This window comes from Microcoleus sp. B4-D4, from assembly GCF_036705185.1.
Taxonomy (GTDB): domain Bacteria; phylum Cyanobacteriota; class Cyanobacteriia; order Cyanobacteriales; family Microcoleaceae; genus Microcoleus.
In genome coordinates this window covers 56118-77329 of sequence record NZ_JAUBTX010000033.1, presented here as the reverse complement: position 1 = coordinate 77329, position 21212 = coordinate 56118, and the positions used below count along the sequence as shown (strand labels likewise).

The 21212-nt window shown below is 46.2% G+C and carries 18 protein-coding genes; 7 read left to right on the top strand and 11 right to left on the bottom strand.

All coding sequences use genetic code 11. From position 1 onward, the window contains the following. From QUB13_RS21615 to recR, 3 genes are all read right to left on the bottom strand, one after another. A partial coding sequence (locus QUB13_RS21615) for a DUF4347 domain-containing protein (protein ID WP_333384583.1) occupies positions 1–2637 on the bottom strand: 2637 nt, incomplete at its 3' end. Between the two features lie 942 nt (positions 2638–3579). Next, on the bottom strand, positions 3580–5709 hold the full coding sequence (locus tag QUB13_RS21610; RefSeq protein WP_333384579.1) for a prolyl oligopeptidase family serine peptidase: 2130 nt from the start codon (positions 5707–5709) through the stop codon (positions 3580–3582). A 168-nt stretch (positions 5710–5877) separates the two neighbouring features. Continuing rightward, positions 5878–6471: a recombination mediator RecR gene (recR, locus tag QUB13_RS21605; protein WP_194008721.1), complete on the bottom strand. Its 594-nt coding sequence runs from the start codon at positions 6469–6471 to the stop codon at positions 5878–5880. A gap of 3 nt (positions 6472–6474) precedes the next feature. Between recR and QUB13_RS21600 the strand changes: the two genes are divergently transcribed. Beyond that, positions 6475–6699 (top strand): hypothetical protein, encoded by a 225-nt coding sequence (locus QUB13_RS21600; RefSeq protein WP_333384577.1) that lies wholly within the window; start codon positions 6475–6477, stop codon positions 6697–6699. A gap of 7 nt (positions 6700–6706) precedes the next feature. On the opposite strand, the gene QUB13_RS21595 is transcribed toward QUB13_RS21600, so the two are convergent. Beyond that, complete coding sequence (locus tag QUB13_RS21595; protein WP_194008720.1) at positions 6707–7075, bottom strand: translation initiation factor; 369 nt, start codon at positions 7073–7075, stop codon at positions 6707–6709. Positions 7076–7330: 255 nt separating this feature from the next. Between QUB13_RS21595 and trpB the strand changes: the two genes are divergently transcribed. The 3 genes from trpB (at position 7331) to QUB13_RS21580 (ending at position 10044) form a co-directional block, all read left to right on the top strand. After that, the gene (gene trpB, locus QUB13_RS21590; protein WP_333384574.1) at positions 7331–8572 is read left to right on the top strand and encodes a tryptophan synthase subunit beta; all 1242 of its coding nucleotides are present in this window, start codon (positions 7331–7333) and stop codon (positions 8570–8572) included. Between the two features lie 64 nt (positions 8573–8636). Beyond that, the gene (locus QUB13_RS21585; RefSeq protein WP_333384571.1) at positions 8637–9146 is read left to right on the top strand and encodes a CAP domain-containing protein; all 510 of its coding nucleotides are present in this window, start codon (positions 8637–8639) and stop codon (positions 9144–9146) included. 259 nt (positions 9147–9405) lie between these two features. Then, positions 9406–10044, top strand: coding sequence for a ribonuclease D (locus QUB13_RS21580; RefSeq protein WP_333384587.1), 639 nt, complete (start codon positions 9406–9408; stop codon positions 10042–10044). A 97-nt stretch (positions 10045–10141) separates the two neighbouring features. On the opposite strand, the gene QUB13_RS21575 is transcribed toward QUB13_RS21580, so the two are convergent. Both QUB13_RS21575 and QUB13_RS21570 read right to left on the bottom strand, forming a co-directional pair. After that, entirely contained in the window at positions 10142–11353 is a 1212-nt protein-coding gene (locus QUB13_RS21575; protein WP_333384567.1) for a hypothetical protein, read from the bottom strand. 478 nt (positions 11354–11831) lie between these two features. Beyond that, entirely contained in the window at positions 11832–12959 is a 1128-nt protein-coding gene (locus QUB13_RS21570) for a HetZ-related protein 2 (protein WP_333093398.1), read from the bottom strand. A 325-nt stretch (positions 12960–13284) separates the two neighbouring features. Here QUB13_RS21570 and glyS point away from each other — a divergent pair, with 325 nt between their 5' ends. The 3 genes from glyS to QUB13_RS21555 all read left to right on the top strand — a co-directional run bounded on the left by glyS (position 13285) and on the right by QUB13_RS21555 (position 18088). Further along, positions 13285–15504 (top strand): glycine--tRNA ligase subunit beta, encoded by a 2220-nt coding sequence (gene glyS, locus QUB13_RS21565; protein ID WP_333384564.1) that lies wholly within the window; start codon positions 13285–13287, stop codon positions 15502–15504. Between the two features lie 566 nt (positions 15505–16070). After that, a complete protein-coding gene (gene murD, locus QUB13_RS21560; RefSeq protein ID WP_333384561.1) occupies positions 16071–17435 on the top strand; it encodes a UDP-N-acetylmuramoyl-L-alanine--D-glutamate ligase in 1365 nt (454 codons plus the stop codon). Positions 17436–17569: 134 nt separating this feature from the next. Beyond that, positions 17570–18088: a BrnT family toxin gene (locus QUB13_RS21555; RefSeq protein WP_333384558.1), complete on the top strand. Its 519-nt coding sequence runs from the start codon at positions 17570–17572 to the stop codon at positions 18086–18088. 222 nt (positions 18089–18310) lie between these two features. Here the strand turns inward: QUB13_RS21555 and QUB13_RS21550 are convergent, their stop codons facing one another. The 5 genes from QUB13_RS21550 to QUB13_RS21530 form a co-directional block, all read right to left on the bottom strand. Beyond that, positions 18311–18481: a hypothetical protein gene (locus QUB13_RS21550; RefSeq protein WP_333384555.1), complete on the bottom strand. Its 171-nt coding sequence runs from the start codon at positions 18479–18481 to the stop codon at positions 18311–18313. A 253-nt stretch (positions 18482–18734) separates the two neighbouring features. Further along, positions 18735–19097, bottom strand: coding sequence for a hypothetical protein (locus tag QUB13_RS21545; protein WP_333384552.1), 363 nt, complete (start codon positions 19095–19097; stop codon positions 18735–18737). Next, positions 19066–19248 carry a hypothetical protein gene (locus QUB13_RS21540; protein WP_333118259.1) on the bottom strand — a complete coding sequence of 61 codons (183 nt, stop codon included), beginning with the start codon at positions 19246–19248 and terminating at the stop codon, positions 19066–19068. The genes QUB13_RS21545 and QUB13_RS21540 overlap by 32 nt, the downstream gene beginning before the upstream one ends. 74 nt (positions 19249–19322) lie before the next feature. Beyond that, entirely contained in the window at positions 19323–19742 is a 420-nt protein-coding gene (locus QUB13_RS21535) for an MAPEG family protein (RefSeq protein WP_333093390.1), read from the bottom strand. A gap of 502 nt (positions 19743–20244) precedes the next feature. After that, positions 20245–20580, bottom strand: coding sequence for a hypothetical protein (locus QUB13_RS21530; protein ID WP_194008708.1), 336 nt, complete (start codon positions 20578–20580; stop codon positions 20245–20247). Positions 20581–21212 lie beyond the last annotated feature (632 nt).

Here is a 21212-nt window from a genome sequence, read left to right as displayed (position 1 = left end):
GGTGTTGATGGTGTAGGAGGCGATCGACCCGTCGGGGTCATTTCCTCCCAATCCGGGCACAGGAAGGGTGTTTCCAGGAAGCACTGACCCAGTGGTAGGGTTGGCTACTGGTGGTTGGTTGGCTGCTGTCAGAGTTGCCGTCGCAGGCGCTGTGCTGGCGAGACCTTGGTTATCTGTAGCGCTGTAGGTGAAATTGGCTCCGGTAAAAGTCCCTGTGGATTGGAAAAATAGTTGTCCTATTTCTGCAGATGTCAATACTTGACCCGGTGTCACGGGGACTCCGCCGTTGGCTGGATCTCCTAAAAACAGGATTCCTTGGGCCGCTGGCGGTATGGTGTTGATGGTGTAGGAGGCGATCGACCCGTCGGGGTCATTTCCTCCCAATCCGGGCACAGGAAGGGTGTTTCCCGGCAGCACTGACCCAGTGGTAGGGTTGGCTACTGGTGGTTGGTTGGCTGCTGTCAGAGTCGTGGTGACATTAGCACCCGGAGCACTACCGTCGTTGTTAGTCGGAGTGGGGTCTGGAGTAGCTGAGCTGCTGCTAGCCTTGTTGCTGACGCTTGGCCCTGCGGGTGCGATGAAGCTGACTGTGTTGGCTAGAGCATTGGCCGCACCGATGGCTAAGTTCACAGGAGGGAAGGTGACAATACCCGTAACGCTATCGTAGATGCCACCCGGTGCCACCACTCCCGTTAAATTGGGAATGATGGTGTCGGTGACAGTGACGTTAGTCGCTATGCTCGGCCCGTTGTTGACTGTGGAAATTGTGTAAGTAACTATATTGCCAACAGTCTCCGCCACTGGACCGATTTTTGTGGTACTGACATCGGCTTGAGCAACTGTAGTGAGGACTTGAGATGTTACAGCAGTACCGTTGTTGTTAGCTGGGGTGGGGTCGTAGGTGCTGGAGTTGCTAAAAGCAGTGTTAGTTATGGTAGTCCCAAGCGCCCCGGTGGCATTTACGGTGATGGTGCGGACTTCACTAGCACCGCTAGCCAAAGTCGGAACCGTCGGCCAGATTACAGTCCGCGTGAGAGGGTTGTATACACCATTGCCATTAGGGTCGAGAGCACTGACAAAAGTTAAGTCTGCGGGCAGTTGATCTTGAATCAAAACGTCTGCGGCAGCGGATCCACCAGCAGCATTGCTGGTGGTAATTGTGTAGGTAATGTTTCCGCCAGGAGCGACGAAGGCGGGGCCTGTTTTAGCAACGGAAATGTCGGCTTGGCTTGCAGGAGGATTGATCGTTTCGACAAGGAGATTAGCAACCTCGTGAATGTTTGTAGACGAGCCTGTCGAACCAGCAAAACCAAATTTGAAAGTAGGTGGTATTGTTTCGTTTACCGCGATTAGATCGGGTATGTCTATCAAAGTTACGCCCGTATCAAATACATCGTTGCCGTCAGTATCTATAGCAACTGAAAGACGGCTTGAACCTGGTAGTAATGTAATTTGGACGGTTTTTTTTACATTAGCAGTAGTGCGAGTGGTTGCCGTAACATTATCTATGCCGCCCGGAACGGGAGCGGTAGTTAAAAATTTATAGTTGTTGGCTTCGCTGCCTCTAATTGTAATTGAATCAGGTCGCTGCCCCGGGTTGGGCATGGGGCCGATACGCCCTTGACCAGAATTGGAAAAATTGCCAAATTCATCTAATCCGACACCTAAATAACCTCCTACAATCCCGAATGCTGCTGGGGGGGAGGTGTTGGGAGCATAGCCGAGAGAGCCGCCGAAGCCTCCCGCCGATGCTGGCGTAGCTGTTCCGTTAATTAGGAAAAAACTAATGCCATCAGCACCATTATTGCCGTTATAAGCAAATAAATCAAAGGTAACTCTCAGCCCGTCAGTTGAAGAGATGGGGTTGTTGTAGATGACATAATTTGCTTGGTTATTCGCATTTGATGTTAATCTCAAAGCACCGCTGCCTGGTGGATCGACTGGCCCTGCCACTACACCGGGAATAATGCCGGGGCCGGTGCCTGCGGTTAAGCCAGGAGGAGGTGAACCGCCGCCATTATAAATCCAAGGCCCTAGTGCTGTTGAACCTTGAAAGGTTTCGCTAACTAAGGTAGCGAGGACTGATGTGTAGTTTTCTAGGACTTCTTTTTCAAAGGCTAGTTCGGCGTTGATTTGTCCTGTGGTAATTTCTAATTTCCAGTCGCCACCTAATGCTGCACTCCCTGTTAAGTTTTGGGATGCTGCAATATTTGCTCCGGTGAATTCCCTAATTTTTTGTATGAATTTAATGCCGGCTTCGCCTGCGGCTATGTTGCAGCCGTAAAGTAGAATACTGGCGGATTTGCTGAGGGATTTTCCCCACTGCTGCAATTGGCTGCTGTAGGTTTCTAGGTTGTCAAGATTCAATTCTGCAGGGCCGATCGCGATTGCTGCTTCTCGACCGTGAGATACTACGTGCAGGCTGTTGATATTGTGGCGCTGACCCAAAATTTCGGTAATTTGGTCGATCGCATCTCGGGTTTGACTGAGTATAAATACTTCCGTTCCTGCTTTGACCCCACCGATCAATTGCTCGTAATTTTCTACTCTGGAGTCAACCACCACTAGAGATTTTTTGGCTTCAGACTCTGTTTGAGAGCTGGCTCCTGCAAAAAAAAAGTTGTTTTTAGCGACCATATTTTTAGATTTCAGTATTTTTACCGCAGACAAATGCGACGTTTTAGGGATCATTTTCATTATTTGTTGATTTACTTATCCGTTCTAACCTACCCCTTTAAAAAAAATCGATCAACAACAAAATATAAATTTTTAATAAGTTTTCTTAAACTTCAAAATTAATACTTACGTGTTTTTTTGTTGAATTGAAATTTTTAGACAAAATTGGAGGGGGAATGCTGGGGCGCATCTGCTGTTGCCTAATGACAGCTCAACTCAAAGCTCTTATCTGGAAAGGTTTTCAGGATTTTACGGCTACGGTTAAGTCTTGTTTTTTTTGAGCGTAGACTTTGCCAGAAAATTGAAATTGCGATCGCCCGCAATAAAAAATCCGGCTTGAATACCCCTTTTATTTTTTAGCCTCTCTGGACTATAACGCCAGTCTATGCAAGAGCGGTTTCAAACGTTAAGTTTTATAAAGAGGGGTTCTTAAGCCGGATTTTGTATTACTTACGCATGGCTAAAAAAAGGCAGTAATGTAAGTGACACAAGCGTACTCAGTGCCGATAAAAGTATTACTTGTGACTGAGGCTTTGCCGTAAATCCACTGAAAAATCTGTTTGTGAGAATTGGAAAGTTTTTAATTGTAGATTCGATTGACTGCTGTGGCCAGCTTGACATTGCCGCTAAACTAACTGAAAAAAGCGATCTCAAAAAAATGTCAAAATGACCGCTAAAGCATACAAAAATTAATTTTAATAAAAGTCATTAATTGGGGGGTTGACAATTTTAATGATTCTATGTTAAGGGATCTGGTTTATGCTGCGAACACCGGTGAAACATCGCAGGATTGGAGGGAAAAATTAGACGAGTAGAGTAATTGCATAAATCTTTGATAAATGCGTCAACCGCAGATTTAAGGCAGATACAGCGCTGATACATTCACCCCCAATCCCGCGCTTGTTAAACCTTAATATCGAGTTCGCGCACCAAAAAAGCCCATTCATCTGCTAATTCTTCAATGACTTTAGCAGTAGGTTTGCCGCCCCCGTGACCTGCTTTGGTTTCGATCCTAATTAACACCGGCTTTTCTCCCCCTTGGGTTTCTTGCAAAGCCGAAGCAAACTTGAAACTGTGGGCGGGAACTACTCTGTCGTCGCGATCGGCAGTTGTAATCATTGTCGCCGGATAAGCTGTGCCCGATTTGAGATTGTGTAGGGGAGAATAGCTGCGGATTGTGGGAAATTCTTCGGGATTTTCCGGGGAACCATACTCAGAAATCCAAGCCCAACCAATGGTAAACTTGTGGAAGCGCAACATATCCATAACGCCAACTGCGGGCAATGCTGCAGCGAATAATTCCGGCCGCTGAGTCATGCAAGCCCCCACTAATAATCCGCCGTTGCTGCCACCTGCGATCGCCAATTTAGCCGGTTTGGTGTACTTGTTTTCAATCAACCATTCAGCAGCGCTGATAAAGTCATCAAACACGTTTTGCTTCTTCAACTTTGTACCTGCTTGGTGCCAGGATTCGCCGTACTCGCCGCCTCCCCGCAAACAGGCGGTGACGTAAACTCCGCCCATCTCCAACCACACAACCCTGCTAACCGAGAAACTCGGAGTCAGCGAGACGCTAAAACCGCCGTAACCGTACAGGTATGTCGGGTTATTGCCATCTAACTGCAAACCTTTCTTGTGGGTGATAAACATGGGTACGCGAGTACCGTCTTTGCTGGGATAAAATACTTGTTTTGTTTCGTAACCTTCGGGGTCAAAATCGACATTTGGTTTCCGATAAATAGTGCTTTCATCTGTCACCATGTTGTAGCGGTAAATCGTGTTAGGCGCTGTAAAACTGGTGTAAGCATAAAAGGTTTCCGTGTCGTGCCGCTTGCCGCCGAATCCTCCCGCCGAACCGATTCCTGGTAAGGCGATTTCTCGCACGAAACAGCCGTCTAAGGTGAAAATTTTAATCTGGGTGTAGGCGTCTTTTAGGTAGGAAGCGATAAATTGATTGTTGAGGATGCCAATGCCTCCGAGGGTTTCGGCTGCTTCGGGAATGATTTCTGCGAACCCCCCCTGAATCCCCCCCTTACCAAGGGGGGGCGACGGGGGGGTGCGATCGCCCGCGAGGGATGATGGTGGTGGGTTGCTAATGTCGATCGCAATTACGCGGCCTAGCGGTGCATTTAAATCTGTTTGAAACCAGAAAAGAGAGCCGTCATTATCGATGAAACTGTACTCTGCCTCAAATTCGCTAATTAGTTCAACAACGCTTGATTCCGGTGCTGTTAAATCTTTGTAAAAAATCAAGTTCTTGGTTTCAGTTCCCAGCCAAACCGAGATAATTAAGTAGCGGCCGTCTTCTGTGACACCTGCGCCAAATCCCCACTCTTTTTGATCGGGTCGTTCGTAGATCAATATGTCTTCAGATTGGGAAGTACCGAGCTTGTGATAAAACAGTTTTTGGTAATAGTTAACGTCTTCGTGTTTAGTTTTTTCGTTTGGTTCGTCGTAGCGGCTGTAAAAAAAGCCTTTACCATCATGACTCCAGGATGCTCCTGAGAATTTAATCCACTTTAAATGGTCTGATAAATCTTCGCCTGTTTCCACATCGCGAACTTTCCATTCTTGCCAATCGGAGCCGGAAGTTGACAAACCGTAGGCCATTAGTTTGCCGTCTTCGCTGATAGCTATGCCGCCGAGAGCAATAGTTCCGTCTTCCGAGAGAGTGTTGGGGTCAATTAATACTTTAGGTTCGCCGTCTAGGGATGGTAAAGTATAAAGTACGGATTGATTTTGTAGACCGTCATTTTTGTAGTAGAAATAGCGATCGCCTTCTTGGAAAGGTATGCCGTATTTCTCGTAATCCCAAAGTTGAGTCAGTCGCTGTTTGATTTTTTCCCGCGCCGGGATTTGGCTGAGGTAGCCGAAGGTGACTGCGTTTTGGGCTTCTACCCAGGCTTGGGTTTCCTCTGATTCGGGATTTTCCAGCCATCTGTAGGGATCTGATACTTTGACGCCGTGATAGTCGTCTGATACGTCGGTTTTGTGGGTTGTGGGGTAGATCAAAGGGCGATCGAATTGAGTCATATTTTTTCACTCTCAGTAACTTTGTTTAGTTTAACCTTTTTTGCAAATTTGCGATTGCGAACCTGAATAAAGCAATCGCACTTCCTTCTCTCCCATCTTCCTTTGTGTCCTTTGCGTCTTCGCGGTTCGTTTCTCTAACATTTCAACTCAGCAATTGCCCATTTTAAACTAATCCAATTCCCTCCTTCCTTCCAAAGCACGAGCCAAAGTTACCTCATCTGCATATTCCAAATCTCCCCCCATTGGCAAACCAAAAGCGATGCGCGTCACTCTGGTAAAAGGTTTTAATAAGTGACCGATATAAAGAGTAGTAGTTTCGCCTTCCACGCTGGGACTAATTGCAATAATTACTTCACTAATCTTTTGCTGGCTGACGCGCCGGACTAATGGTTGAATGTTCAATTGTTCCGGACCAATTCCATCCATCGGTGAGATAACACCGCCAACAACGTGATATTTACCGATGTATTCTCTGGTTTTTTCTAGGGCGATTACGTCGCGGGATTCGGACACTACACAAATGGTAGAACTGTCGCGGTTTGTGTTGCGACAAATTTCGCAAACAGGTTCAGCGGATAAGTGAAAACATACTTTACAGAAACCGACTTGTTTTTTGGCATCAATTAAAGATTGAGCTAGGGCTTGCACGTCTTCTTCGGGTCGTTTTAAAATATGCAAAGCGAGTCGCTGTGCTGTTTTTGGCCCGACTCCTGGTAAGCGCTGCAATTGTTCGATTAAACGGGCTAAGGGTCGAGTGTACATAAAATGAAGGAAGAAGGAAGTTCGGCAACGAGCAATGTACGGGATGTAACGGATGTAACGGATGTAAGTCTGTCGGAAGAAGGAAGAGGGAAGAAGGAAGAGGGAAGAAGTTGTTTGTTCGTAGTACGGACTTCAGTTTGTTCTTGGTTACTTCTTAAATTGAAAAAACTCAAGTCCTTACTGCGAATCTGGAAAAAACTCAAGTCCTTACTGCGAACTTTGTTTTGAAGTTAAATTAGCCACCGCTGATTTTAGCTTTGTAGCCCATTTTTTTGAGAATTTCGGCTAACTTTTGCTTGTGTTCGCCTTGAATTTCGATTTCGTTGTCTTTGACTGTGCCGCCGGTGCCGCATTGGGCTTTTAGCTGCTTGGCTAAGTCTGCTAATGTTTCGGGTTTTCCCTGAAATCCGCTGATGACTGTAACTGTTTTGCCACCTCGTCCTTTTCGGGATGCTTCTACTTTGAGGTTTTGTTGATTTGGGGCAACTTCTGGGGTTCCGCGTTGGAGGGCGGCTGAGTTGTCGGTGTTGCCAAATTCGGAGTAAACTATTCGTTTGCCGTCGGTTGTTTTGTTGTCTGAATCTTTGCGTTTGGATGCTGCCATGTGTTAATATGCCTGAACTTCTTTTACTGGTATTTCTAGTTTTAACGGGTTCGGTAAAGTTGCGATCGCTCGGAATGCGCTCTATCTTCTATTTATTGTATTAGTCTGTTCAGGGTTGAAGGAATTATAATGAAATTTGTTCGATCGGCTCAAGTCTCCAAGGGATTTGGTACGATCGACTGGCGCGCGATCGAGTGCGCCGACTTCTAGCTTACCCGCGAATCGAACAATCTCAAATTTAAAATCTAAAATCCAATGACTGTCACCCCCCTGCGTCTCACTTCCGAAACCGCGGCCCAACGCCCCGACTCCCTGGGCAGATTTGGCCAATTCGGCGGCAAATACGTCCCAGAAACCCTAATGCCTGCTTTGTTTGAGTTAGAAGCGGCTTTTCAAAAATACCGCAGCGAACCGGAATTTCAAGAGCAACTTCAAGGATTGCTCAAAGATTATGTCGGCCGCCCCAGCCCTTTGTATTTTGCCGAACGCCTCACAGAGCATTATGCTAAAGCAGACGGTACTGGCCCGCAAATTTATCTCAAACGGGAAGATTTAAACCACACTGGTGCTCACAAAATTAATAACGCTTTAGCTCAAGCATTGTTAGCAAAACGCATGGGGAAACAGCGGGTAATTGCTGAAACTGGTGCAGGTCAACACGGTGTTGCTACTGCTACAGTTTGCGCTCGTTTCGGTTTGGAATGCGTTGTCTACATGGGCGTTCAGGACATGGAAAGACAGGCTTTAAATGTGTTTAGAATGCGGCTGATGGGGGCCGAAGTGCGACCGGTGGCGGCGGGTACGGGAACGCTGAAAGATGCGACTTCCGAAGCGATTCGCGACTGGGTGACAAATGTGGAGACAACTCATTACATTTTGGGTTCCGTAGCGGGGCCGCATCCTTACCCGATGATGGTGCGCGATTTCCATGCGGTAATCGGTCAAGAAACGCGCGCTCAGTGTCAGGAAAAGTGGGCTGGTTTGCCGGATATTTTATTAGCTTGTGTCGGTGGCGGTTCTAATGCAATGGGTCTTTTCCACGAGTTTGTCGGGGAAGAAACTGTTAGATTGATCGGTGTTGAAGCGGCGGGCGAGGGTGTCGATACGGACAAACACGCTGCTACTTTGACTAAGGGAACTGTGGGTGTTTTGCACGGCGCAATGAGTTATTTGCTGCAAGATAATGAAGGTCAAGTGATTGAGCCACACTCGATTAGTGCTGGTTTGGATTATCCGGGCGTGGGGCCGGAACACAGTTATTTGAAGGATGCTGGCCGGGCTGAATATTACAGCGTGACTGATGCAGATGCGCTGGCGGCTTTTCAGCGTCTTTCGCAGTTGGAGGGGATTATTCCGGCTTTGGAAACTGCTCACGCGATCGCCTATTTGGAGACTCTGTGCCCTCCGTTAACGGGGAGTCCGCGCATTGTGCTTAACTGTTCGGGGCGGGGCGACAAAGATGTGAACACTGTTGCTAAAGTTATGAATATGGTTTAGCGGAATTTTGGGCGATCGCTCTGTAGGAATCGGTAACAATTAACTTTATTTGTCATTCAAATTCATGTCCAAAGCTTTGGTTTTGATTTCTTTAGGATTGTTGACAATCTTGCCTAATTGTGCTAATTCACTTTCGGCGCGATCGCTCCCACAAGATTCTATGAATACTAACGTTGCTTCGACGAGTTCGTTGGCTGACTTAGAAAAAGCTGTTAACCAACAGATAAATCTATACCGAGCATCGAAAAAGTTGCCGCCGCTGAGTGTCGATGCGCGAATTACTCAGCAAGCAAGAATTCACAGCCAAAATATGGCGAGTGCGAAAGTTAAGTTTAGCCATGACGGATTTGAGGGGCGGGTGAAAGCAATTTCTATTCCCTATCAAAGTGTGGCTGAAAATGTTGCTTACAACATGGGCTACAACGATCCGGTACGCAATGCTGTTGAAGGTTGGATCAAAAGTGAGGGCCACCGCAAAAATATGGAGGGTCAGTTTAATTTAACTGGTATTGGGATTGCCAAAAATGCCAAAGGCGAGTATTATTTTACTCAGATTTTTGTCCGCAGTAGATAAGGTGAGGGAAGAAGGAAGAGGGAAGAAGGAAGAAGGAAGAGGGAAGAGGGAAGAAGGAAGAGGGAAGTTCGGCAACGAGCAATGTACGGGATGTAACGGATGTAAGTCCGTCGGAAGAGGGAAGAGGGAAGAGGGAAGAGGGAAGAGGGAAGAAGGAAGAGGGAAGAGGGAAGAGGGAAGAAGGAAGAGGGAAGAGGGAAAAAAGCAGTCAACAGTCAACAGTCAACAGTCAGCAGTCAACAGTCAACAATTACTAATAATGGAATTTCCAGATTTTCAAGTGTGCGATGGTGATATTTCCGATGCTCTGTTATCTTATTATTTGACGGCGGAGGCGATCGCCGTTGATACCGAAACAATGGGTTTGCTACCGTGGCGCGATCGCTTGTGCTTGGTGCAGTTGTGCGATCCGCAAGGTAAAGTGGCTGCGGTGCGGATTGCTAAAGGTCAGACGGTGGCACCGAATTTAAAAAAGTTAATGGAAGTCCCGAATATTGAAAAAGTATTTCACTTTGCCCGCTTCGATATGGCAACAATGCGCTACAATTTAAGTATTGAGATTGCACCTATTTTCTGCACAAAAATAGCGAGCAAACTAGCGAGAACTTACACCAACAGACACGGACTTAAAGACTTAATTAAAGAATTAGAAAAAGTAGAACTCAACAAAACCTCTCAAAGTTCGGATTGGGGAAATTCCGAGAATCTTTCAGACGAGCAACTCCACTACGCTGCGAACGATGTCCGCTATTTGTTAAGCGCTAAACAAAAGTTGACTGCTATGTTGCAGCGAGAAGAACGCTGGGAAATTGCACAGCAATGTTTTCAATTTTTGTCGGTTTTTGTAACTTTGGATTTGTTGCAGTACAAGGATGTTTTTGAACACGGGCAATCTTAGGCGCGATCGCACAACTCCACTTATCTAGGTTCCTAATGCTTATTTGACGGGGCTAGATTCGAGTGAAAGAAAGTTCAAAACTTACAAGTATTTCTAATTAGGGCTGATCGGGATTGTGTTCGTGCATCAAAGCTTCAAGTTGGTCGTCAACATTTTTAACCACCTGTTCCAAAGCGGGTAGCCCGTCTAAAGGTAAAGGAGAAAGCCGAGTGCGATCGCGAATTTGATTCACTTTCCGCTGCAATTCTTTGGCCAGTTGCAGCGCGTCCCGACTCAAACTAGACAATTGCTGCTGCTGGTAAAACCTCAAAGCCGCTCCCCGCAGCACTTGCAGCGTGGCTTCTTCCTTGCCGCCCACTGCCATTACCCGCAAGCGCAACAGCAAATGAGTGTTTTTATATATGCGTTCAACTTCGACTTGTTTGGGATGTTCTATGGGGGAAACAGGCATATCCGTCAGCCGCTTCAACTCGTCGATGACTTCTTCAAACAGCACCGGATCGATACCTTCGACGATCGATTTCAAAACGCCGTCTTGACTCCAAAGAATGCGGCCCTGGGACTGGGGGCGCTCAAAAAACAGGCGGCCGATACCGTCTAGCAGCACTCTACCGAGCAATTCTTCCAGCAGTTGGGGCGCGGGTAAAGTTGCCAAAACTTCGACAGGGCTTGACAAATACAAGGCTTCGACATCCAAAACCGGTACATCTGCAGGTGTCGGGTACACTTCGGCGCTTGCTGGTTTGGTTGCTGCGGAGGCTGTTTGAAACTTCTCGCGAGGGGAAATGGGGGGTTTTTGGACAGACAGCAGGGTTTCTGATTCGGAGCCTAAAGTTGCTGGTGCGGGATTTTTGGGTGTTGGGGCTGCTGGGGTTGGTGTCGGGCCCGGTTCTTTGACTTGGTTGCCGTGGAGCAAGTAAGCTGAGAGCATCGAGCGTTGAGTTTCCGAGGGAATTTGCTCGGTTGTGACTGAGCAATTCATGTAAGCTAAAATCCGCTGCACGTAGTCCAAGGCGGAGTCATCTTGCCCATCGACTACGCCCAATTTCAATATATTGCCTTCTAGGGATATAGGCAAAACTTGATAGTAAAGGCAAGCTTCAAAGGGGACAACTGTGTCGATTAGTTGAAATATTCGATCGGAGTCCATGTCCATTGTAGCCGCCAAGTCTGTTGAAGATGTATGTACCATTAGCTGCTCTGTAGTCGGAAGCGCGATCGATCGCGCCACAACAACCTGATTTATATAATTAAACGCTGCAACTTCCCTGACGGAGACATTCGTCTGAAAACCGGAAGCTTTTATCAAAAAAAATCTTCAGTCTCAAAATTTTTTCCCTTCTGTGTTGCCATTTCAATATCTACCCAAAGATAGACAGTTAGATGATGACTTGCGTGCTGAGGGCAAACACTGGATCGATCGCGCGGCTGACAACGACAGAACGATCTCATTAATCCGCAAGTATTGCACCTGCACCACAATCGATGACTTGCGGGCAACGGCTAAATTGAGAATTTGTTAAAAAATCCTGACAAGTCGATGGCGCTGCTCATATTTTACCTCACAGAGTTCGCGGCGAGGCTAACGATCGAGATATCATGACGCCCGTGCTGCGATATCCCGATCGATCTTACCGAAATTGCGATCGCGCCAATGGCGATGTGCGAATTTTCCAGGGGAAAAATCGCAGGACTCTGTAGCTATTCCGGCATTGATTAGTAGCACGCATTCTGCAAAATCCTACTGTTAATTAAGAATTAGCAATTGCCCGCAACTAATGGCTCATCTAGTCGTTGCGGAGGGTTTGAGCGGCTAAATAGAGTTTACTCCACTCGCCGATAACTTGATTAGTTTTCAGCTTTAATTCAGATGCGATCGTCTCTACACTTTTTCCTGCCTTCAGCGATTCGACCAACTGCAGTTGCACCGGCGTGAGATTTTGTAAATATTGCTGCCACTGAGCGGGAGTCAAACCCAAATTGTGTTCTTTGAGCGAAGTTTCCAGCCAGTTAGCGACTAATTCCGGTGCTTGTTTGACCGCAAAAACCCGAATCGCGTGGTAACTGACTTTTTCTCGCAAGCGGTAAATTTGTTTGATGGGAACGTTCAAAGCCTCAGCAATTGCCTCTTGGGAACGGCCTTGCAGGTAAAGCCGCAGCCACTGACAAGCCAGCGGATCGACTTGATCCCTCAAATAATTCTCAAATTCTTGCTGGACAATCTGCCGCCCCGCTTGTCGCTCTTCCCAAACTTGATTTTCTTGGTAATCGGACATCGCCTGTGTGTCTAGCAGGCTGAGCGGTTCCTCTGTATCGTCGGGTAGAATTTGTTCCGACACCAGCCGCACCCAATCTCCCGCCGGGACTTGCGTCAACCCGCCCCGCTGGGAACGCCGCAGGTAGTTGACGAAGCGGTAAACTAGCAGCGGTTGGTTGCGGATGGGCCGCAAACAGTATTCTTCTGTACTAGCTAGCAGCAAAGCATTTCGCAGGCGTTTGTCTGTCGTGCATTCGGCAATCCAGGCGACTTGCTGCTGCAGGTAGCGATCGGAATTAAGCATTTCCTGAATCACTTCTTGCAATACCTCCACCGCACTCCGCTGTCTGTCGCGGCTTAGGGAAACCCACGCTTGGATTTTTTGCCTGAGCACTACCAAACCGCCCAGCCGCCCGATCAAGTTGCGGTAAGCTTTTTCTGGCGCGACTCCCAGATAGCGCTGCTGTAAAATTCGATATAAAAAGTCGATCGCCCCACAGGCGACGGTGAGTTGAGTCGGATTCAGAGAGTCAAATCTTTCTGGCTTGTCTCCCAACAGCCAGCGGACAACACTCTCGCGAGTGCTAGAACTCTCGTCGGGGCAATCTTTTTCTAGTCGCGACTTCCAATCTTGTGCCAGTCTTTCCGCCAAGGTCATGTGCTGCTGAGATTATCTTTCACCCCCGATTTTAAGTGGTATGCTGGTTTTTTGAGTCTTTTTTGGATTTAATAGGACTTGCGCCTCGGTAAAATAGTTCTGTCAATGCGTTATCGAGATCAATTCCAGGGTTTTTTAGATTGTGGAACGGGCAAATTAATTGCCTATTGACAAAAACACCCAATTCTGTTAATTAGTGGTTTTCAATCAACTGAGGTACTAGCCAGCCGATCGCGCATTACCAATTACTAATTACCAATTACCGATGACCGATTTACCCATTACCCATTACCAATCCGTACCTCACTAACTTCAGAATTTCTATATGCCTAACTTTTTATTAGAACTCGGTACCGAAGAACTGCCCGCATCTTTTGTCGCCAGCAGCGTCCGGCAGTGGGAACGGCTCGTACCTGCAACTCTGGCAGAACAATCATTGACAAATGAATCAATTAATGTATACGCCACTCCGAGGCGTTTGGCAGTTCTGATCAAAGGATTGCCAATCAAGCAATCAGACAGAGAAGAAGAGGTAAAAGGCCCGCCCGCAAGTTCGGCTTTTAAAGACGGGAAACCGACGAAAGCAGCCGAAGGTTTTGCCAAAAAACAAGGCGTAGAAATCGGTGCTTTGTCGGTTCGCGCTACGGACAAAGGCGATTTTGTGTTTGTGCTCAAAAAGATTCCGGGGCGGCTGAGTGCGGATATTTTGACAGAACTTGTGCCGCAGTGGATTAATAAGTTAGAAGGTAAAAGATTCATGCGGTGGGCTGACGGAGATTTGAAGTTTCCGCGCCCGATTCGATCGATCGTGGCACTGTTAGATGATACTGTACTGCCGATCGCCTTGGTCAGCGGTTCGGATACGGTCAAGAGCGATCGAATTTCCCAAGGACACCGCGTCTTGCATACCCCCCCTACACCCCCCCTTGCCAAGGGGGGGACATCGCTTCCTACACCCCCCCTTGCCAAGGGGGGGACGGGGGGGGTCACGATTCCGCAAGCCGAAGATTATGTCGAGTGTCTGCGGGCTGCTTGCGTGGAGGTCGATCGAACCCAGCGCAAAAATCAAATTAAAGCACAAGTAGAAGTCGCAGCCACAAAACAAGGCGGTTACGCCGACATTACCGAAGATTTGTTAGAAGAAGTCACCGACTTAGTAGAATGGCCGAACCCAGTAGTAGGGAAATTTGACGAAGAATTTTTGATATTGCCGCCGGAAGTAATCACCACAATTATTGTTACAAACCAGCGCTATTTCCCAATCCTCAAAAGCCCCGACTTTCCAGAACTTCTGCCCTACTTCATTACAATTTCCAACGGAGATCCGGCCGCATCGGCGATTATTGCTGCGGGTAACGAGCGAGTCGTGCGGGCGAGGTTGGCCGACGGTGAGTTTTTCTACAAAGCAGACTTGGCCAAGCCTCTAGAGGATTATTTGCCGAAGTTGGAGAAAGTCACTTTCCAGGAAGATTTGGGGACAGTGCGCGCCAAGGTCGATCGGCTGTGCAAAATTGCCAGCCTCATCACCAACCAACTGCAAATAACAGCCGAAGAAAAAGCTTACATAGAAAGAGCAGCCTTACTTTGCAAAGCCGACCTCGTTACCCAAATGGTTTACGAACTTCCCGAAATGCAAGGAATCATGGGGCAGAAATACGCCTTAGCCTGCGGCGAAGCAAAAGCCGTAGCCACAGCGATTTTCGAGCATTATTTGCCTAGAGGCGCGGGGGACAAATTACCGCAAACTCTCACAGGTCAAGTTGTCGCAATAGCCGACAAATTAGATACATTAGTCAGCATCTTCGGCTTGGGAATGTTGCCGACAGGTTCCTCCGATCCTTTTGCTTTGCGCCGCGCAGCCAATGCGATCGCTAACATTATTTGGGCGGCTCAGTTACCAATCAACTTGCACCAGTTAATCGCAGAAGTTGTCGCCGAATTTACTGCAGCACGCCCCCAGACATCGGCGGATTTGCTATCTCAATTATACGAATTTTTCCTGCAAAGAATTCGGACTTTGCTGCAAGAAGAAAAGAATGTAGATTACGATTTGGTGAATGCCGTTTTGGGAGAAAACGACCCCGAATATACCGAACGGGCATTGAAAGATTTGTTGGACACGCTGGAAAGAGCGCTGTTTCTGCAACAAATCCGCAATGACAAGACTTTGGATCGGATTTACGAAACAGTCAACCGTTCAACTCGTTTAGCGGCTCAAGGTGATTTGGATAAAGTTGAATTGGAACCGAAAAAAGCGGTGAAACCAGAGTTATTTCAAAAGTCGTCCGAACAAGCTTTTTATGATGCCGTGGTGCAGTTGGTGCCGCAAACTAAGCTATCGAAACAAACTCGAAATTACCAACAATTAGTAGAGAGTTTGACTGAAATTGCTCCGGCTGTGAGCAACTTTTTTGACGGCCCAGAAAGCGTTTTGGTGATGGATTCCGACCCGGAAATTAAGCGCAATCGCTTGAATTTGCTGGGTTTGCTGCGGAATCACGCGCGGGTGTTGGCTGACTTTGGGGCGATCGTCAATCGATTTTAGATTTTCGATTTTCGATTTTAGATTGGGGGATTAATTGGTTCCCAGGCAGAGCCTGGGAACCCAGATCACTCTGGCTCTGGCTCGCTATTGAAAAGGGAATATATGAACCATGAATTAGAGACAAATAATTCGTAAAAGCGCGGCAAGTTCAAATGTCGGTTTCTGGCTAGCGCCACTCGTTGTTACCATATACTATCTAGTATATAAAGAAAACCCTCTGATGAAGGAGATATACTTATTTGTAACGGTGGCGTTTACTTCGACCGTATCATCATATCAGCTTCGCTGTTTATCCAGAGAAATTGTCCGGTTAGAAGAAAAAATTGAAGAACTTGAAAGACGCACTGCTTGCAAAATTCAAAAAAAGGTCGATCGAAATCACAAAAGAGGACACGGCAGTGTCGTTTCCCTACGAATCAGGACACGGCAGTGCGGTTTCCCTACGAATATCGCGTGAGATCGCTCTCTGAAAAAATAAGCAAAATGGCCAATAGTCAACAACCAATTCAAGGTTAAGATATAAACTTATAAAACCAGGAAAGTTCGCTCCATCACACACACAACTTATGCCGATCGCTCACATCATTGGATTAGGAAAATCGGGGAATGCCGCCGCCAGACTGCTAAAACGCGAAGGATGGGAAGTAACGCTGAGCGATCGCTCATCTTCCCCAAACTTGCTCGAACAGCAACAGGAACTCGCCAGCGAAGGAATTGCAGTTGAGTTAGGTAAATCTTTTGAACCAGTCGAATCGATAGAATTAATAGTAGTAAGTCCCGGCGTTCCCTGGGACAGTCCAGGATTAGTACGCGCCAGAGAGTTAGGCATTGAAACAATCGGAGAAATGGCGCTCGCGTGGCGCTATCTCAAATCTCCTTGGGTGGGAATTAGTGGCACTAACGGCAAAACTACGACTACTGCTTTAATTGCTGCTATTTTTGCAGAAGCAGGGCTTCACGCTCCCGCTTGCGGCAATATTGGCTATGCTGCGTGCGAATTAGCTTTAGCTGAAAAACCGCCGGATTGGGTAATCGCAGAAATCAGCAGCTATCAGATAGAATCCTCGCCGTCTGTAGCGCCGCGAATCGGAGTTTTAACGACTTTGACACCGGATCACCTCAGCCGCCACAAAACTTTAGAAAATTACTACAACATTAAAGCGCATTTGCTGAAAAAGTCGGAATTGCAAGTAATTAATGGCGACGATCCTTGTTTGCGGCAGCAAGGAGTTGACATTTGGCCAGATGCGTGTTGGACGAGTGTTAAAGGTGAACAGGAATTATTAGGAAAGCGGGCTTTTGGAGCCTACATCGCAGACGGTTGGGTAATTGCTCAAAGCGAGAAAATTTTGCCTGCTTCGTCTTTGCGGATGGTGGGAGAGCACAATTTGCAGAATTTGTTGATGGCGGTGGCGACGGCTAATTTGGCGGGGATAGATAAAAGTGCGATCGCCCGGGCGATCGCTAAATTCCCCGGAGTGTCGCACCGTCTCGAACACATCCGCACTTGGGAAGGCATAGATTTCATCAACGACAGCAAAGCTACCAATTACGATGCGGCGCAAGTCGGGTTGGCTTCTGTCAGCGCGCCGGCGATTTTGATTGCGGGCGGCGATCCCAAAGAAGGGGACGATCGCGCTTGGATCGATACAATTAAGGCGAAAGCTGTGGGAGTGCTGTTAATTGGGGATGCGGCAGGTATTTTTAGCGATCGGCTAGAACAAGCAAATTATAATGCTTGGGAAATCGTCGAAACAATGGAAAAAGCAGTTTCCAGAGCCGCAGAATTAGGCAAACAGAACAACGCTAAAGTCGTGCTGCTTTCGCCAGCTTGCGCCAGTTTCGATCAATACCAAAACTTCGAGCAGCGGGGCGATCATTTCCGTCAATTGTGTCTCGAATCGCTTGCGAAAAAATCGGGCTATATCTAGATTATCAGTCAAGAAAGAAAATCAAATCAGGCTTTTGTAGGGGTAGTGGATGGTGCGAGCCTACCCCCTCCACTTGTTAACCCAAGCTTATTCGGCTATAATAAAGGCAGCCTAATTAGCATGGCCAGATTTTCATGCAGTTTGAGTGGGATGAAGCGAAGAATCTAAATAATATTCGCAAACATGACATTGATTTTGTAGATGTCCCTAAAATGTTTGATAGTCCAATGCTAGTTGAGCTAGACGATCGTTTTGATTACGGCGAAGACCGTTGGTTCGGTATCGGTTTCCTCGGTAACGGCATCGCGGTTGTTGTTTGGACAGAACGACAGAATGACGTGATTCGGATCATTTCAGCACGAAGGGCAAATCGATATGAGCGCCAAAAACTTGAGCAATACCTCTCGTACTATTGGAAAGCATTAGAAGAAATGGAAGATGAAGGAATTGATTACTCTGACATTCCACCCTTGACGGCAGAGTTTTTTGAACGCGCTACTGTAAGAATTCCTGCATCTCAAGCACAGCGATTAGTTCAAATTGACCCAGATATTTTGAAGTGGTTCCAAGCTAGAACGGGAGAACATAAAGCTTTAATCAACTCGGTTTTGCGTCGCTACATAGAAGGCAGTAGTGAAAATTCATCAGTATAAAAAAATACGCTTTGGTTGACAAGGTAATTGCTCCGCGCGCATCTCACAAAGATTGAGAAGTAACCTAGTCTCTGCGATTACTCTCCCGTAGCGCAATGACAAATAGCATTAACCCAAGCGTATCTATCTATCTATCTATGACTATGTTTGACCTTAAGTTGACACCAATAGATAATGCCGTGTCCGGTGCAGCAACCTGCGACTTTATAGATGCGCCATCCCTCAAATACTCTTCCAAATATCTTTAATTCTAGCCTGCTCTTCCCATTCCAGCTCATGAAAAACTAGCATCATTTCCTCATGGGTGTAATCAATAATAATAGCAGCAAACTGACCCACAGTGTCCGCTGACAGCATCGCTAGTTTCAATTTTGTCTTTGATTCTCCATCCATTAATATCATGTCAAATAAAATAACATTCCTCAGTTCGTAGTGAGGCCTAAAATCCTCAAAATTTGTTAAGCCAATCAGGACTAAAGTCCTCACTACAAACAATTTTAAACATTTATAAGTTAGTAGTTACAACTTCATTTTTCAAAATTTCTGCCAATCCAGACTAAAGTCCTCACTACCAACCAGTTTTATTTTAGCCGTTAGAGCTGACACAATATAACACTAAACCTTTGATTTACCCTTCACTTTGATTTTAACTTAGCCTGCAAATATCTTTGAGTTTTGCATTAAAACTAGAAACATCAGGAACACTGATTGTATCATAATCCTGCCAGGAAATTTGAAAATCTTCGCGACAAATCTGAGATCGCAATTTTTCATCAATCTCCAAAATCTTGCTTTCGGAAGCGACATTATTTTTCAACAAAATAGCAATTTCTCTTTCCAGTTGGCGATTTCCTTGCTCAAAGAAATCTTGAGAATTAGAACGAAACAAACCGCTATTGACTTGCTGAATTTGGCTTGGTGTCAGCGATTGAGCCGAGACGGCAGCCGGAAATGCCAAAGATGCTGCCACCCAAAAACTAGGAATTATTTGTTTGAGAATTCTGTTCATAACTGTCGGGAGGACTTTTTACCTCAATTTGTTTATCGTCTTCTGACTCGGTTGCTGATTCATCTTCTAGTGCAATTTTTTCTTGCCACTCGGTAAGCTGTTGAAAAAGCTGCTGGCTAATTTGAAATACGGGTTTGTTGGTTTCCGACATATTAACTCCTGAAGGTGATTGAAAGAATTAGATTTACTGGGTAAGGTGCTTTTGGCGCACCCTACTAATATTAGTTATAACTGTGAAACTTTGAGCAGCGCCATGATGATGCCAATTAAGGAACCGCCCAGTAAAGTTAAAGTAGCTAAGGTACTAATGCCAAATCCGGCGGCTCGTTTTTCCGCTGCTTGATAGTAACCCCAAGCAAACAAAATGCGTCCAATTATCCAAACTGCACCGATACCGGCGGCCCAAATTGGGCTGATAAATTGCGAGAATATCCACAGCGAGGGCAAAAATAAAATCAGTTGCTCTAAGGTGTTTTGATGAACTCGCACTACTCGCTCAAAGTCTGGGTTTCCTGTCATCTGCGGAGGAGAAACTTTGTACTTGAATCTGGCTCTGCCGACGTTGAGGGTAAGAATGAAGTAGAGAATTAATGCTGAGATAGTAATTAGACTGGGCCAGAGTGTGGCGTTTGCTTCTGCGAGCATGATTGGGTATGGTGCTGGGGTAGATATCTTGATTATAAATCAATTATTGTCGATCGCGCCATTCATCGCCATCGAGTAATTCAAGGCAGCGAATTTGATGCAACTGCTGGCTATTCGTGCCGTCGCAACTGGTTTCGGATTCGGGGACATCCTTCACAACTTGCTGGCTGCGCTTAAGTCTTTATTGCGAATTCAAGGAGATTATTTTGCTCAACAATGTTTCGTTCGATTCTCCGTAAAGGTGTGCCTTGTATTCCCAAAGTTTATCGATTAACTAGGCATAGATTCGTTAGTGTAAAGAAGTTAGTTTATACAATTTTGCCAAATAAGTGAGTGCTACCTGTGAACACGATGTTTTGGATGGTTAAAACTGCTAATAACAAGTTTTTATTAAATTGCTCTAGATGAAGTCCTATTTGTATAGGAACAGTAAGCAAAGGTTAATAAAGCGTGAATTTTTAGGTGAGTAGAGATATTATCCCATCCCTACTCGCTTGCGGGTCTACAATTCAATGACTGCGACTTTCTTTTTACTCTTTTGGTCGCGAAGAACTACGGTATTGTAAGGGGAGGTATCTGTTCCTAGGGGGACGGCACTTTTAACGGTACCCATAGTTCCTGTGAGTTCGCCTAGTTCTATGGATTTATTTAAATTTCCATCTATCGCTAGGTATGCACTCAATTTTACTTTAGAATTTGTGACTTCTAAATCCTTAAAGAGTACGGCCTCTCCTCCTTCAGGATCGATCCCTAAAATGGCCGTGCCGTGTGCGACAACTGAACTTTCTTCTTCATCTACGTTACCCATCTTGATGTCAGCGGGGTCTTGACCGTCCATAGCCAAATTTCCTCAAATGTTTGTTGATTTTAAATACTTTTTAGCTTATCTTAATGACAGAGCAATGACAAATCTCTTAAGACTGATATTCCACATCTCTATCGCTACACCGTTAGTAATAGAAATTTCACCCATCTGAGATGGATCGGAGGATTTTCAGCCGCAGATATGGCTAACTCATGTCCCAAATTTTGTAATTTACGAGCTAACTTTTGAAGGGTTTAAATTTATGATTTAAAAAGATGTATTTTTAAACTCATGCTAATTCTCTATAGCAATCCTAAGTGATTTACTCGTTCTACTCGTTACTTTCGCTCTGCCTGGTAACGCTTCTGGGGCGAGGCTCTGCCGACATTTTCGCAGGCGAGACTCTTCAAGAGTGACATCGATTCCTAGGCTCTTAACCTCTTAACCAGTTATTGAAAATGATTTAGGATTGCTATATATCGTCTTCTTGCCAAGGGGGTTGAGCAATTACCCTAGAAGTTAGGGAAGCTCACTTTGGCTTGGGGACGCTTGGAGCGATCGCATCTACGAACAGCTTTTGACCACATCCCTCATCCCTTCTCTGCTTTTTTCTTAATCTTGTCCCGCCTTAAGTTGGTAGCCATTTGGCTTATTAAAAGAAGTTT

Coding starts and splice junctions, on each gene's coding strand:
- QUB13_RS21610 (WP_333384579.1), bottom strand. CDS start 5,709: ATGACTCAATTCGATCGCCCTTTGATCTACCCCACAACCCACAAAACC.
- recR (WP_194008721.1), bottom strand. CDS start 6,471: ATGTACACTCGACCCTTAGCCCGTTTAATCGAACAATTGCAGCGCTTA.
- QUB13_RS21600 (WP_333384577.1), top strand. CDS start 6,475: ATGAAGGAAGAAGGAAGTTCGGCAACGAGCAATGTACGGGATGTAACG.
- QUB13_RS21595 (WP_194008720.1), bottom strand. CDS start 7,075: ATGGCAGCATCCAAACGCAAAGATTCAGACAACAAAACAACCGACGGC.
- trpB (WP_333384574.1), top strand. CDS start 7,331: ATGACTGTCACCCCCCTGCGTCTCACTTCCGAAACCGCGGCCCAACGC.
- QUB13_RS21585 (WP_333384571.1), top strand. CDS start 8,637: ATGTCCAAAGCTTTGGTTTTGATTTCTTTAGGATTGTTGACAATCTTG.
- QUB13_RS21580 (WP_333384587.1), top strand. CDS start 9,406: ATGGAATTTCCAGATTTTCAAGTGTGCGATGGTGATATTTCCGATGCT.
- QUB13_RS21570 (WP_333093398.1), bottom strand. CDS start 12,959: ATGACCTTGGCGGAAAGACTGGCACAAGATTGGAAGTCGCGACTAGAA.
- glyS (WP_333384564.1), top strand. CDS start 13,285: ATGCCTAACTTTTTATTAGAACTCGGTACCGAAGAACTGCCCGCATCT.
- murD (WP_333384561.1), top strand. CDS start 16,071: ATGCCGATCGCTCACATCATTGGATTAGGAAAATCGGGGAATGCCGCC.
- QUB13_RS21555 (WP_333384558.1), top strand. CDS start 17,570: ATGCAGTTTGAGTGGGATGAAGCGAAGAATCTAAATAATATTCGCAAA.
- QUB13_RS21550 (WP_333384555.1), bottom strand. CDS start 18,481: ATGGATGGAGAATCAAAGACAAAATTGAAACTAGCGATGCTGTCAGCG.
- QUB13_RS21545 (WP_333384552.1), bottom strand. CDS start 19,097: ATGAACAGAATTCTCAAACAAATAATTCCTAGTTTTTGGGTGGCAGCA.
- QUB13_RS21540 (WP_333118259.1), bottom strand. CDS start 19,248: ATGTCGGAAACCAACAAACCCGTATTTCAAATTAGCCAGCAGCTTTTT.
- QUB13_RS21535 (WP_333093390.1), bottom strand. CDS start 19,742: ATGCTCGCAGAAGCAAACGCCACACTCTGGCCCAGTCTAATTACTATC.
- QUB13_RS21530 (WP_194008708.1), bottom strand. CDS start 20,580: ATGGACGGTCAAGACCCCGCTGACATCAAGATGGGTAACGTAGATGAA.